The organism is Leptospira noumeaensis (assembly GCF_004770765.1).
Lineage (GTDB): Bacteria > Spirochaetota > Leptospiria > Leptospirales > Leptospiraceae > Leptospira_A > Leptospira_A noumeaensis.
In genome coordinates this window covers 1,120,053-1,133,510 of the sequence record NZ_RQFK01000026.1, presented here as the reverse complement: position 1 = coordinate 1,133,510, position 13,458 = coordinate 1,120,053, and the positions used below count along the sequence as shown (strand labels likewise).

Sequence of the window (13,458 nt, the reverse complement as noted above, 5' to 3'; positions counted from 1 at the left end):
CTATCGAAAATTTTTACGGTTGAAAGCAAAAACCAGCCGAAAATTATGGGGAACGGGTAGAATTCTATTGTTTTGGTGTGAACCCACCGTAAATTCCCCCTTTCGTACTTCTTTCACCAGGATCTGATATGATATTTGATAACCTTTATGGACTTTTCTCGAACGATATGGGAATCGATTTGGGAACCGCGAACACACTCGTGCATGTGAAAGGACAAGGGATTGTCTTATCAGAACCGTCGGTTGTGGCAGTCCAAGCCTCTACTGGTCGAGTCCTCGCTGTGGGACAAGAAGCAAAACGTATGCTAGGAAGGACTCCTGGTGACATCGTTGCCATCCGCCCCATGAAAGACGGGGTGATCGCCGACTTCGAAACTGTAGAAAAGATGATTCGTTACTTCATCGCTAAAGTTCACAACCGCACTACATTTGTAAAACCACGCATCGTCATCGGAGTTCCCTCTGGGATTACCGAAGTAGAAAGACGTGCCGTTCGTGAGTCCGCGGAACAAGCAGGGGCTCGCGAAATTTTCCTCATCGAAGAAGCACTTGCTGCTGCCATCGGTGCCAACATCCCGATCCATGAACCAGCAGGAAACATGATCGTTGATATCGGCGGGGGAACCACAGAAATCGCTGTGATCTCTCTTGGTGGTATGGTAATCGCTGAGTCCATCCGAACTGGTGGTGACGAATTTGATGAAGCCATTGTGAAATATCTCCGTAACCAATACAACCTAGTCGTTGGAGAAAGAACTGCTGAGGACATCAAACTCACTATCGGAAACGCATTCGCCGACAAACGTGTCGACACGATGGAAGTGAAAGGCCGTGACGCGATCTCCGGTCTCCCACGCACTCTCGAACTTGATTCTAACGAAATCCGTAAAGCTCTCAAAGAACCAACAGACGAAATCCTAGACGGAATCAAATCCGTATTGGAAAGAACTCCTCCAGAACTTGCAGCCGACATCGTAGAACGAGGAATCGTTCTTACAGGTGGTGGTTGCCTCCTCCGTGGTCTCGAACACTATCTCACTAAAGAAACAGGAGTTCCGGTCTTCCGTGCTGAAAACCCACTGACTTGTGTGGTTCTTGGAACAGGAAGATACCTGGATGAACTGAAATACATTAAGCCCGGAATCCGATAAACATCGGTTACATTGTCTGGTGAGAGAAAGGGAACGAAAGTTCCCTTTTTTTTGCCCAGAGCTAATGGCGCGTGGCGGATAGAATGATGCAGGGGCGAATATACGAAATACGATTAGTAGCCAAAATAGAGTGCGCTATACGCAATGCAAATAGCCGCATTATTTCACGGTACTAAACGAAATGCGTGTAGCTGCAAATAGAGTGTGGATATACGAATCACATATATAAGTTTTAAGTTCTTTTGGGCGCACATTTCCGGCTATCCGCTTCAATCTTTGCATTCGCAAAGGATTTCCGCTTCTATCCGGGGCGCGGGGTTTCTTGGTGGAAAAATACTAGAATTTTGAATTAAAAAAAATATATAAAAATATCAACATTCAAAGATGAATTTGGAACCGGAATCTTGATTCAAAATATCACTGCCATTCTCAACTAACAAAGTTCCACAATTTTAGAAATGGAAAAAATGCTGGTTTCCTTTTTATCATACATTATATACAATTTGGTTTTTTGATCACTCCCCATTTGCTACCCAAAAGAACCGAAGCAAATCCATTTTCGAATTCTCTCACAGAATCAAACTGCAGTTTGATGATGATTTTGCCTGTTTTATCAATATAACCATATTTGCCACCTTTCTCAACTTGAACTGCAGCTAGGCCGTCCTGAAATCTCTTGATTGAAAAGTAATTTGATTCGATCGCTGTATTTCCGACTTTGTCGATAAATACACTTTTGCCATTGATAGAAGCAACAGCGAGACCTTCGTTGAAATAATAACCAACATAAAGAAAAGGTTGGATGATATATGATCCAGTTTTATTGATGTAACCCGTCTTACCATTAAAACCCTCTTTCACTGGTGCAAGACCTTCTCTGAATAGAATCGAATCTTGGAACTTAGGTTCAATTACAAACTTTCCTGTTTTGTCTATTAGGCCATACTTTTCGTCTAGTTTGATCGAAGCCAAACCCTCCTCAAAATCGGTTACCTTATCAAATTTTGGTTCTATAACAATCTTTCCGGTTTTATCGATAAAACCAAATTTACCCTCATCTTCTAACTCAGGTACTGCTCCAACAGAAAACGGCGCCAACCCTTCTACAAAATCACGAACATCTTCGAACTGTGGTTGGATTACAATTTTCCCATTCTTGTCAATGAATCCCCAATAACCATCTATCGAAACTTTAGCCAGTCCTTCATGAAATTCATTTACTTCATCAAACTTTTGTTTAATAACTAATTTATAAGTTCTATCGATAAAGCCAAATTTACCTTGGATTTTCACGGCTGCAAGTCCCTCACTAAATGACTGAGCCGATTCAAACTTTGGTTGGATTACCAATTTACCTGATTTATCTATATAGCCATATTTGTCATTGAGTGAAATGACAGCTAAACCCTCACTAAATGACTGTGCCGATTCAAACTTTGGTTGGATTACCAATTTACCTAATTTATCTAAATAGCCATATTTGTCATTGAGTGAAATGACAGCTAAACCCTCGCGAAAATCACTCACTCCATCAAACCATTGGTCCGTGATAAGACGATTAGAAGTGTCAATGAAAGATCGTTTCCAGTTTAGTTGAACTTCTGCAAGACCCTCATGAAAAGGGCGAATATAATCGAACTGCAACAAAACTGTTTCTTCTCCTAATCTGATTGTTAAAATTTTTTGACCATTCACAATAGTATAACTTTGCGAATATTCGATAGGGCAGTTTAGTTGAATATTGTCTTGTTGTTGATTGATTAAACTTTTAAAACCCATGCACTCAATTAGTAGCAGAATTAAGACAAAATAGAGTCGTTTCATATCTTCCATTAGATTCGAACAAAATGAAGCTAAACAAATTGGATGTAAAGTAAACATAAATTAAAATGATCACATAAAGTTTTCAAAAAAATCTGAACTATGTTTCATTTTTGCTGTACTTTTGAATTGGGGCATTCTATCATTTGAATTCTAGGGGAAAGACAAAGGCTTTTTAATGCTTGAGAGAAGGCACCTTTGTCAAATAATTACAATATGGCTGAGATTCTAAAAGATGCAAGTCCTGAGTCTCTAAAGGCTGGGGATCGGTTTATCAAACGAATCAAAGCAGGGATTATCACAAAACAAACTCTGCCTAACAAATCAGAAGAATACCCTTTAGAAAAAGCATCAGAAAATTTTACGCTCTACTTAGAATCAGAAGATTTTAAGAAATTGATCAACAATCAATAGAGACCTCATTCTCCATTTATATCCGATGAAAATTATGAATATGTTCTTACGAATTTTGGGGAAGAGAAAGTAAGAAAAAGGTTTATATTCATCCGAGAGAAAGCTCTAGAATTTTTGCGAGGAATATCTAAAAACTTTTCTTTAAATCAAGATGAGTATTTTTTCGTAAACGATGCTGTCATCGAAGAAGCTGTTATCGATTATTTTGCCGACCTTCATCGCTTAAAAGAATTTCATCATATCGAAAAAGCCCAGCCTCAAAAAGTTGCAGCTTATACTTCTTATTGGATTTTTCGCAGAAAACCTATTCAAATAATAAAAGATCTTGATGATGAAATTTTAAGGAAATTCCCGAATATTAAATTCATAAATGAGATGTTCGCATATATATTATTAATGAATTTAGTTTTTGATGCCAAACAACCATTTGTTGGTCGAAGTATTGATTTATTTCGGAGACTTATGCTCTACAACTTTAAATACAGACAGATCAACTCCCAAATATTGGAATTAGTGATTATTTCACTGAATACTGATCCAGGACGAGAACTTCTTGCTGAAATTGAAGACGAGAATGTAGGCTAACTTTTTTTGATTGAATGACACACCTCCCCCCCGCACCAGGGATTGCAGTGGAAATCCTTTTCATGACAATGAAAAGATTGGAACGGAAAGCCCGGTCGCGAACAAAATAAAACTGTGCTTAAACTAATGTTTGCGAGGTGCCCCACTACCTCACAAAAGAAACAGGTGTTCCTGTATTCCGTGCTGAAAACCCACTGACTTGTGTGGTTCTTGGAACAGGAAGATACCTGGATGAATTGAAATACATTAAGCCTGGAATCCGATAAACATCGGTTACATGGTTCGGTGAGAAAAAGGGAACGAAAGTTCCCTTTTTTTTGGCGGAACTGATAATTTAAGATATCTCAAATTTACTCTTGGAAATATTCGATATTTTAATTTACTATCTCCAATATTTCTTGTTTTAATGTTTCTAATCCAATCTGGTGCGGTAAAGTTTTTATAATTTTATGGTTTTTTTGGATCAGGTAAATATTTGTTGAATGTAGAATTTTTCCCTCCCCTTTGACTTTACCAAATTTTGGATTATCTAACAACACTAACTCATAATCATTCGCAATTTTTTTGATTTCCGCTGCATCACCAGTAAGTGCAATAATCTTTTTGGAAAATTCCATCATGTAATTTTTTAATGTTAGCGGGTCATCATTCTTTGGATCAATTGATACATAAACAAATTGAATTTTTTCTAGGATTTCTTCAGGAAGGTTATCGCTCAAACTTGAAAATTTATTGAGAGTTGTAAGGCAAATATCTGGGCAATGAGAGTATCCGAAAAAAAGTACCACCAATGATTTTGATTGCGTATCTTCATAAAATCGAAAGGGATTTTGGTTTGTATCTATAAGCTGAAAGTTAGTTGCGAATTTTTCATTGTCTTGGTTCTGGAGAAAAGAACTTGGTTTGCAAAGTAATATAACAAAACAGAGAATGAATCCGATCAAAAGTCGCATGGATCAAAAATAGATTGAGATAGATTCGTCTCAAGAAAAAAAATCGGAGGGTGTCTCCTCCCTCCGATCCAGTCATTGGCTATTACGGGTTGTCTAAAATGTATTCCGCTAAGGAATCTAACTCTCCTGGAGAAAGTGATGGAAATCCAGGCATTTGAGGGTAATCTTTCCTTTTTTTGCCTGGGGCTTTGATCCAAGCAATTAAAGCTGACCTATCTTTTTTGTATATAGAGACCATTTCAGTTACAGGAGGACCCACAACTTTCGTTTTTAGGGAATGACAAGCAGAACAATTTCCGCGGAAAATTTTGCCACCTTCCTCTTTATTTGGTTTTTCTGAAATAACAATGGCGCCTTCTTTTTCATTCGCCTTAGATTGGAATGCTTCTTGAATTTTTGATTCGTAAGCGAGTGTTCTTTCTTTTACCAATTTTTTATGTGGACCGAGTGCTGTTTCTCTTACGACATGCCTACCGCTCACCATAAGTACAACAACAACGGATAGAGTGATCACAACTTTTTTGAAATCTTTTCCAATCATTTCTTCATTAGCATTAATTCCATTCCACATCAAATAGAGTGAATAAATCGCCAAAAGAATCGCAGGCCCTAAAAGATAAAACAGATTCCAACTGATGGCAATACTTGGAAGTGTGAGAAGAATGAGAGGGCCAGCAACAAACTGAAGTAATGTTGCCATAAAAGCGAGAGAATACATTCTCTTTCTTACTTCATATCTTGATAAAGTTAGAAATTTTTTTTCGAATGAGTAAGATTCTCGCCCAAAGTAATAAAAGAGAAAAAGACCCGTTGCTGTTAAAGAAGCAAAAATAAAATGTAAATACCTAGGGAACACATTGGGAAGAAACATGGCGGAGAAAAAACCTGTGATGGTTCCCCATTTATCAGGGTATAACATTAGGTTGATATTGGTTAAAAAAATCAGAGGAATAAAAAGAAATATCCCGCTGGCAGCTCCGATCATTGAGATATGCAAACCTTTGTTATTTTGTAATTTTTCCCAAAGGTATTTGTGCGGATAAGTCAGTAGAAAAGCAACAGTTACAAGTGGTACAATGGATATCCAAAATAAACCTGTTAAAGCATTTGCAGAATAAAAATAAACTGTATACAAAGTGTTGATGGCAAGAAGTGGAGCTACTCCTAAAACAACAGCCATACTCTTGTTTACAGTGATGGTTTTTGCAATTTCGTGTGCTAAAGTATCATAATCTTTTTCTTTTAATCCTTTTAACTGTGCGAAAAAAGTAAGAAGTGTTCCCCCTACCATTAAATTGACAAAAAGAATATGGCACAAAAAAGAAAAAATAAGAACTCCTACAAGTAACCATTCTGGTGCCGGTAATGGTAATGGGATGTCTTTAGGGACAGGAACATTTGCTAAAATTAGAGAGATGATATTCATTGATGACCTCTTTTGATGGAAATTGAGACTCCTGTTTCTTGAGCACCTTCGGTGGGGATTGGATAGTCTTTTGTTTTTTGAATGTAAGTTACCAAAGCCTTCATTTCCAACTCTGAACCTGGAAACGGGGGCATAAAGTAACGAGCATTATGCATTCCCTGTATATAAGCAACCATAGCATCTGGGTTTAAGTCTGGTGATCCATACATAGTTTGGAATTTCTTAACAACAGAATTAATTCCATGTGAAGTATGACATCTACTGCATGTGAGTAAAAAAATATCTTTTCCCGCTTCCACTATGTTTTCTTCTGTTATGGAATCGTGTTTTACATAGGTTGCATATTTTAGAATTCCTTCTTTTTGTAATAGAGGGTATTCTTCAATACGGAACATATTGGAATACATATAATTTCCAATTACAAATGGTTTGCGTATAAATTCTCTTGCCCTTTCAAAGACAGTTAGTAATGAAAAAGAAATTAAAACAGGGATGATCGAAAGTGCGATCGGTAAGTTTTTGCCACTCAAGGAATAGAGAGAAATTCCTATCACAGAAATAATTCCAACTCCCATCACAACGAGGAGACTATCATACCAATTTGAAAATTCCATGGTTCCCACTGCGGTGGACAAATTGTTCGCCATCATATCAGGAATCACAGAATAGTAAAAAATTGAGCCAACTACCACCCAAATCGACCAACCTAGAATCCAAATGGAGGTAGTTTTGGTAACGGATTTTCGTAAGGGACTGCCTTTTTCTGTAAAAAATACAGATAAGAATAATACTACTGTTCCTGCCATAAACATAGCAACAGGTGTTCTAAAAGCCAATTGAGCCATATAAACTGGGTTGATTACTGCATCGACAAAAGATTTGGTTTGGCTCCAACTTCCAGGATCCATCATAAAACTAAGAATTGCTACGATGATAGCCATCGTGATCCAAGAAAAAATAGAAAGGGCAATTCCAAATTTGATGTGTTTCTTTTTTGCCTCTTCAGATTGAAGTGATTTTTTCCAAGTTAAAAAGTATAGGAGGATTAAAACGACTTCGGTGACAAAAACAATCCATTCCGTAAACCAGGCCCAGAAGAAAACACGAATTAAACTACCGATAGATGCAGGACTGACAAGACTTGCGGAAAGCCAGATGCCAACTCCAGTCATAGCACCGAGTGAAGTTGTAATGACAAACCCAACAAACATAACTTTGCTTGCAAATTGATCCATTTCTTGGGATTTATTTTTCCAACCCAAATATTCAAAATAAGTAACTAATGGAGCAAGTCCAACAGCTAAGGAATGATTGATGAGAACATGTAGAATGGCAATGACAGCAATAAGCAATCGATTGCCCATAAAATCTAAGTGAAATATGGGAAAATCCATATAACATAACTCCTTTCTCGAAATTGATTCGAGAGAATCTTTAAACTATATATTGATGTGTGTTAAAAATTTAGGAGTTAGGCAAGAGGAGGAGCACGAGCGAGAAGGAAAGAAAGTAAAATTTGATTGGTGAAAGTTTTATATAAAGTGTAAAATTCTTTAGTACACTGAAGTTTTTGATGGCTGGTTTCTACTAATGTAAGAGAATCAAAATCTTCCTTTGGTTTCGATGAGCCTATACAAGTGGAAGAATTTAAAAGAACTCCTTCCGAGTTTTTTGAGCCAGCATTTTCATACGTCTTAGCAATATCCAAATCATTGATATGGTCATTTTGGATACAAATCGTTGTGAGATTAATGGTTTTAGATGGGAAAAAGGTAGCAATTGCGAAAGTAAAAGCTAAAAAACATAGAGGATAACCAATCCTACTGAATGATATCTTTCTTAGCCGAACCATACTCCAAATATCACACAGACTTAACTTTTGTAAACTTAATTTAAGCAATCGACCAGGATTTATAAAAAGGAATTAAATTCATAAGTTTAGATCATTTCACTTCTAAAGAATTTTAAAGGAATGATAAAAAGTCCTAAACTAGTTAGTATGATGGCCAAAAACCGTATCGAGAAACTTGTGGGAAAATTTAAAAGATTTTCGTTCCGCTACAGATATATATCTCCCACCTAACTTTTTACTAATGTGAAAATGTTGTGCAAAAAACTGATAACCGCTTCGAGTATAAATGCTTGGTCATTTAAAAAAATTCCAAATTCCTTTGAAGTTCTATCTATCCCTTTAGGATATTTTTTGTTGAACAATAAACTTAAAATCCCCTTCTTCCAATTGCCTTTTCCTGAATGATATACCTCCCCCGCACTAGGGATTAATCCGCAGCGACCATAGGAGCGAGGATACAAGCAAACTGAAAGTTTGACTTGGTGAGTGAACGATAGAGAACTCAACATACGATCGACATGAATGACATTACAGCTTAATCTCCGAGAACAATTTGATGGAAGAAAAAGCAAATTATGGAAATCCTTTTCACGTAAGTGAAAAGATTGGAATGGAAGTTCGCTTTTTTTTTGCCCAAAACCGATGCATAAAGTAATGCATAGGATGATGTAGGGGCGAATATACGAAATACGATTAGTAGCCAAATTAGTGTGCGCTATACGCAATGCAAATAGTCGCATTAATTCACGGTGCTAAACGAAATGCGTTTATCCGCGCAGAGATAGCGAATATACGAATCACGTATATAAGTTTCAATTTCTTTGGGGCGCACATTTCCGGCTATCCGCTTCAATCTTTGCATTCGCAAAGGATTTCCGCTTCGATCCGGGGCGCAGGGGTACGATTCCACTCCTGGAAAACTTATTTACTTTTATAAAAAACAGATAAACTAAAAGAAAATATTTAGGATTTTATCTTTGAATGATCATCAATTTTTAGATGCGTATTTTGATCGCATCGGATATACGGGCCCTCGCATTCCCTCACTCGATTTATTAAACAACATTACTTTGGCACATGTTCGTAGTATCCCTTTTGAAAATTTGGATATTCTATTAGGTAAAAGTATCAATATTAGTTTGGATTCAGTTTTTGAAAAATTAATCATTCAAAAACGCGGCGGTTATTGTTTTGAACAGAATGGACTTCTATTACATGTTTTGCAAAAACTAGGATTCGAAGTCATTCCTATCAGTGCGAGAGTTCGTTTAGATAGACCGCGGGATTTTACTCCTCCGCGAACACATGTTTTTCTACGAGTAGAACATTCTGGAAAGTCTTGGTTCACTGATGTTGGTGTGGGTGGAGTATCACTCACATCTCCGATACAATTCGTTCAAAATACGGAACAAAAAACAAATCACGAAACAAGAAGAATTGTATATGAAGGAAATCGTTATTTCCATCAGGTTCTTTTTCCAAATGGATGGGCCGATGTTTGTGAATTTACTTTAGAAGAAATGCCTGAAATTGATCGTGAGTTAGCAAACTGGTATACGAGTGACCATCCAAAATCTCATTTTAAGGATCGTTTGATTGTTGCAAGGGCCGGAGAAGACGGGAAAAGATTTACACTTGTCAATAGAGAATTCTCGGAACGGGACAAAAATGGAATTGCTAACAAAATAACCATCAGTTCACCCAAAGAACTAATCAATATTATTAAAGAAAAATTCAATCTAACATTTCCGTTAGATACAGAATTTCGAACACCTGGTTTACAATGGGATCTATAATTTCAAAAATTAATATTGCAAATTTTAAAAAACTTGAAACCGTAAATAACAACGATTAGATGAAAAATGACCCCCAAAGAACAAACGGAGCATACCTTTTGAGCAAAGACAATTTTAATCAGAAAAAAATCCCTACACTTTTCGAATGGGCAGGCGACATGACAACTTTTGAAAAGTTATTTGGCAGATTTTACGAAAAGGTTCTCAAAGATGATTTGTTAGGTGATGTGTTCAAAAACATGAGTCCAGACCATGTACAACATGTAGCACATTTTGTTGCTGAAGTTTTTGGTGGTGAGAAACTATATACCAACCTAGACAAAGGTAGCCATTCCAAAATGATTGGGCACCACATTGGAAAAATGTTATCAGAAGAGAAAAGGCAGCGCTGGGTTCATTTATTATTACAAACCGCAGATGAAGTTGGTTTAAAAAGCGACCCGGAATTTCGTTCTGCCTTTGTAGGTTACATTGAATGGGGCACACGCCTAGCGGTCATTAATTCTCAGCTTATCGAAAATCCAATGGCGACTAGCGAACCAATGCCTAAGTGGGGTTGGGGTGAAACAGGTGGACCTTACCAACCAAACGAAAACTAAAAATTTAATTTGGTGAGCGAACGAAAGAGAAATTAACATTTAATAGTCATGAATTTCGTTACAGCTTAATTTCCAAGAACAACGTTTACATAAAAAACTCGATCCGATCTTTTTATGTAACCAAGAGCTTACAATTGAGAAATGCCAGCAAATTTCTGTTATATTTTACTTGCAAGTTTTTCCGAATATTTAAATATTCTGCTGTATGATACAGAATATTCAATCTTCCAAAATTAAAATTACTTTGTTTCTCATATTGTTTATGAGTTTTAACTGTGCGACATATATGAGAAATTCTTCCCAAGAATTACAAATCATGGGACCAGAAAATAGTTCTATTTATATCGAGAATGAAAAAGTAGGTGAATCATTGATTTTAACAAGATCTGGATTTCCAGAACTTGAAAAGAAACCAACCAAAACGATCCGAGTGGAAAAAGATGGTTTCAGTCCAGAATCTACAGAAATCGAATCTTCATTTAGCTTATGGTTTTGGGGAAATATACTATTACTTCCTGCAGCACCGATTGGTTTTATAACAGATTACTATTTAGGTTATCACAAAACTTATAGACCAAGTGCCGTAGTACTAAACAAATTAAAGGAAAATCCAAGTTTCAAAATTCAAAACAAAAGTGCTTCTCATGAAAAATTCAATCAAAGGGTAACACAAGACAAGGACAAAAATATAAGTGTCAGTTATGGAAATCTAATCAATGTTCGATTAACAAAAGCAGATGAATCTGGAAAAGAAATTCCTGGTTCAGAAATCAAATTTGCTGGATTACTAACACCCAATCAAGAAGCAGTAATCACTTCTGGCAGATATTTGATCCAAGGAACTTTTGAAGGAGAAGCCTACACTGGTAAATCTAGAATTAGATATACTGCAAAAGTCCCAGGTCAGGCAATCATTGATCTGCCAGGTGGCGGAGTTGGTGTTTTCTGTGGAACTATCGACTTTGAAAAAAAGGGAACAGGTATTCGATTCCTTCATATCAATGAAGAAGACACTACAATATTTCAAGGTTTATTGCCAAGGTTCGATTTTCTGAGAAGAATTGCCTTATCGAATTGTAGGGATGTATTCAATCCACAAGACCTTAAAAAATAAATTCACATTGAATTGATTTTGTTGGAGCTGAGAAACCAATTTTAGTCTCAGCTCCAGGTAGAAACAAATACGGACTCAAATAAAGACAAACCCAATTTTAAATGTGTTTGGCTAATCGTTCCGATTGTTTTGAAAGTTCATCTACATTTTCACGTAAGTGAGAAGTATTGGATGCAAGCGAAGAGGCCGATTGTTCAATCGACACAAGGGCTCTCGACATTTCTTGTGTTCCTATTTTTTGTTCTGATGCCACAACTTCCAATTGTTTAGAAAGTGAGAACAAATCTTGAAAAGAAATCAAAAACGATTTATGAATGGACGTTTGTTTTTCCACTTTGGTTTTTAAATCCGATAGGTTAGAAACAAGAATTCCGAAACTTTTGTCCTGAATTCCCATTTTTTCTTTTGTTTCGGAGGCAGCAGCGTTTCCACTGACAATTTGTTTGGCTGCTTGTGTAATGATTTTTGAAATTAAGGATGCATTTTCCTGCGCACTATCTGCCAGTTTTGCAACTTCCTGTGCTACGACGGCAAACCCTCTTCCATGTTCACCAGCTCTCGCAGCTTCAATAGAAGCATTTAATGCAAGTAAGTTGGTTCGATCAGCAATGTCTCTTAAAATTTGGTTCACCTCTTCCACTTTCTGAAAACTTTCTTTGATTTCTTCAAAATTGGAACTTACGGAATCCATTGCTGTAGTGACTTGAAAACTATATTGTTTGGATTCATCTGTAGTTTGTGCTAAATTGATCGTTGAGGAATAAACCTCAGACAAAATTTTATCCATCACCGAACTTTCTTGGTTTAAATCATCAATTCTTGTAAACTGCGATTTTACAAAATCACTAGCATTATCCATGGAAGCGGCAAGTTCTTCCATGGAGGCACTGATTTCTTCTACACTTGAAACCTGTGTTTGAATTTCAGAATTTAAAGAATCCATAAATGTTAACATTTCTTGGACACTTTTATTTAAAGTTTCCGCTTCTGACTGGATGTTTTGTTTTGTAAGATTGGCAGCATCCGATTTTTGTTTTGCTTCTTCTGCAGATTTAGTTGCCTCATTACTAGAATTCGACATAAATTTTACAACAGCACTCATCATATGAACACCGCATATCAAAGCAATGGTATTGATCCCAACAAAAGGAATTCCAAATTGATTTGTTCCTGTGGCAATGAATTTGATTTCAGCTCCTCCAACCACACCTAAAAAAACATAGAGAAGTAAACTGAAAATTGCAATGTATCCAACTGTCATTGTTAGTTTGTAAGATAAAAGAAATCCTGAATAAATCACAACAAAGAGGAGAACCAACATGACAAATGGTAAAGTTGCAATGGAAACTTTTTCCACAGGTGTTTTGGACATAATGACCACAATGGCAAACACACTGGCGTAGATAATGATATCGAGTAAAATGGAAATATAGGCAAATTTTAAATAGAATTTTTTCTGTTTGTAGAGCCAGAACGTATAAACACCATACGATAAAACCACAAACTCTAAAGTAGACAGGATGAGACTCATGGTTTTTTCCGTTGTGGGAATTGCTATCATAAAGAAAATATTGATGGATAACATCACAATCGCAAAAGAAATACGAATCGTGTTCGCAATCATACTTCCTTTTTCTAAGTAGTTCCCGGTAACAGCTGACATAAGGCAAAATCTCCAATACAATTGACGAAAATTTTTAAGGAAATTCGCCTAGAGTTATATTGTAATTAATCAAACAGGCCACGA

General features: G+C 36.6%; 12 protein-coding genes and 1 pseudogene. 7 read left to right on the top strand and 6 right to left on the bottom strand.

Translation table 11 applies throughout. The features are described from left to right. Positions 1–128: 128 nt before the first annotated feature. Positions 129–1,151, top strand: coding sequence for a rod shape-determining protein (locus EHQ24_RS13530; protein ID WP_002972591.1), 1,023 nt, complete (start codon positions 129–131; stop codon positions 1,149–1,151). Positions 1,152–1,643: 492 nt separating this feature from the next. Here EHQ24_RS13530 and EHQ24_RS13525 read toward each other — a convergent pair whose 3' ends face one another. Next, a complete protein-coding gene (locus EHQ24_RS13525; protein WP_167483080.1) occupies positions 1,644–2,984 on the bottom strand; it encodes a WG repeat-containing protein in 1,341 nt (446 codons plus the stop codon). A gap of 186 nt (positions 2,985–3,170) precedes the next feature. On the opposite strand from EHQ24_RS13525, the gene EHQ24_RS13520 reads away from it, so the two are divergent. The 3 genes and pseudogenes from EHQ24_RS13520 to EHQ24_RS13510 form a co-directional block, all read left to right on the top strand. Then, positions 3,171–3,386 carry a hypothetical protein gene (locus EHQ24_RS13520; RefSeq protein WP_167483079.1) on the top strand — a complete coding sequence of 72 codons (216 nt, stop codon included), beginning with the start codon at positions 3,171–3,173 and terminating at the stop codon, positions 3,384–3,386. A gap of 114 nt (positions 3,387–3,500) precedes the next feature. Further along, the gene (locus EHQ24_RS13515) at positions 3,501–3,971 is read left to right on the top strand and encodes a hypothetical protein (protein WP_135602106.1); all 471 of its coding nucleotides are present in this window, start codon (positions 3,501–3,503) and stop codon (positions 3,969–3,971) included. Positions 3,972–4,117: 146 nt separating this feature from the next. After that, positions 4,118–4,237, top strand: a pseudogene (locus EHQ24_RS13510) (rod shape-determining protein); the annotation flags it as partial. A 108-nt stretch (positions 4,238–4,345) separates the two neighbouring features. On the opposite strand, the gene EHQ24_RS13505 reads toward EHQ24_RS13510, so the two are convergent. The 4 genes from EHQ24_RS13505 to EHQ24_RS13490 all read right to left on the bottom strand — a co-directional run bounded on the left by EHQ24_RS13505 (position 4,346) and on the right by EHQ24_RS13490 (position 8,202). Then, entirely contained in the window at positions 4,346–4,924 is a 579-nt protein-coding gene (locus EHQ24_RS13505; protein ID WP_135602105.1) for an SCO family protein, read from the bottom strand. An 82-nt stretch (positions 4,925–5,006) separates the two neighbouring features. Beyond that, positions 5,007–6,350, bottom strand: coding sequence for a c-type cytochrome (locus EHQ24_RS13500; RefSeq protein WP_135602104.1), 1,344 nt, complete (start codon positions 6,348–6,350; stop codon positions 5,007–5,009). After that, positions 6,347–7,744, bottom strand: coding sequence for a c-type cytochrome (locus EHQ24_RS13495; protein ID WP_135602103.1), 1,398 nt, complete (start codon positions 7,742–7,744; stop codon positions 6,347–6,349). Before EHQ24_RS13495 ends, EHQ24_RS13500 begins: the two co-directional genes overlap by 4 nt. A 77-nt stretch (positions 7,745–7,821) precedes the next feature. Then, positions 7,822–8,202, bottom strand: a complete 381-nt coding sequence (locus EHQ24_RS13490) for a hypothetical protein (protein WP_135602102.1) — start codon at positions 8,200–8,202, stop codon at positions 7,822–7,824. A 977-nt stretch (positions 8,203–9,179) separates the two neighbouring features. Here EHQ24_RS13490 and EHQ24_RS13485 point away from each other — a divergent pair. From EHQ24_RS13485 to EHQ24_RS13475, 3 genes are all read left to right on the top strand, one after another. Beyond that, positions 9,180–9,998 carry an arylamine N-acetyltransferase family protein gene (locus EHQ24_RS13485; protein ID WP_135602101.1) on the top strand — a complete coding sequence of 273 codons (819 nt, stop codon included), beginning with the start codon at positions 9,180–9,182 and terminating at the stop codon, positions 9,996–9,998. 98 nt (positions 9,999–10,096) lie between these two features. Next, complete coding sequence (locus tag EHQ24_RS13480) at positions 10,097–10,597, top strand: group II truncated hemoglobin (RefSeq protein ID WP_244310422.1); 501 nt, start codon at positions 10,097–10,099, stop codon at positions 10,595–10,597. 205 nt (positions 10,598–10,802) lie between these two features. Next, entirely contained in the window at positions 10,803–11,711 is a 909-nt protein-coding gene (locus EHQ24_RS13475; protein ID WP_135602099.1) for an LEPBI_I2678 family protein, read from the top strand. 97 nt (positions 11,712–11,808) lie between these two features. Here the strand turns inward: EHQ24_RS13475 and EHQ24_RS13470 are convergent, their stop codons facing one another. Further along, the gene (locus EHQ24_RS13470; RefSeq protein WP_135602098.1) at positions 11,809–13,374 is read right to left on the bottom strand and encodes a methyl-accepting chemotaxis protein; all 1,566 of its coding nucleotides are present in this window, start codon (positions 13,372–13,374) and stop codon (positions 11,809–11,811) included. Between the last annotated feature and the right edge of the window lie 84 nt (positions 13,375–13,458).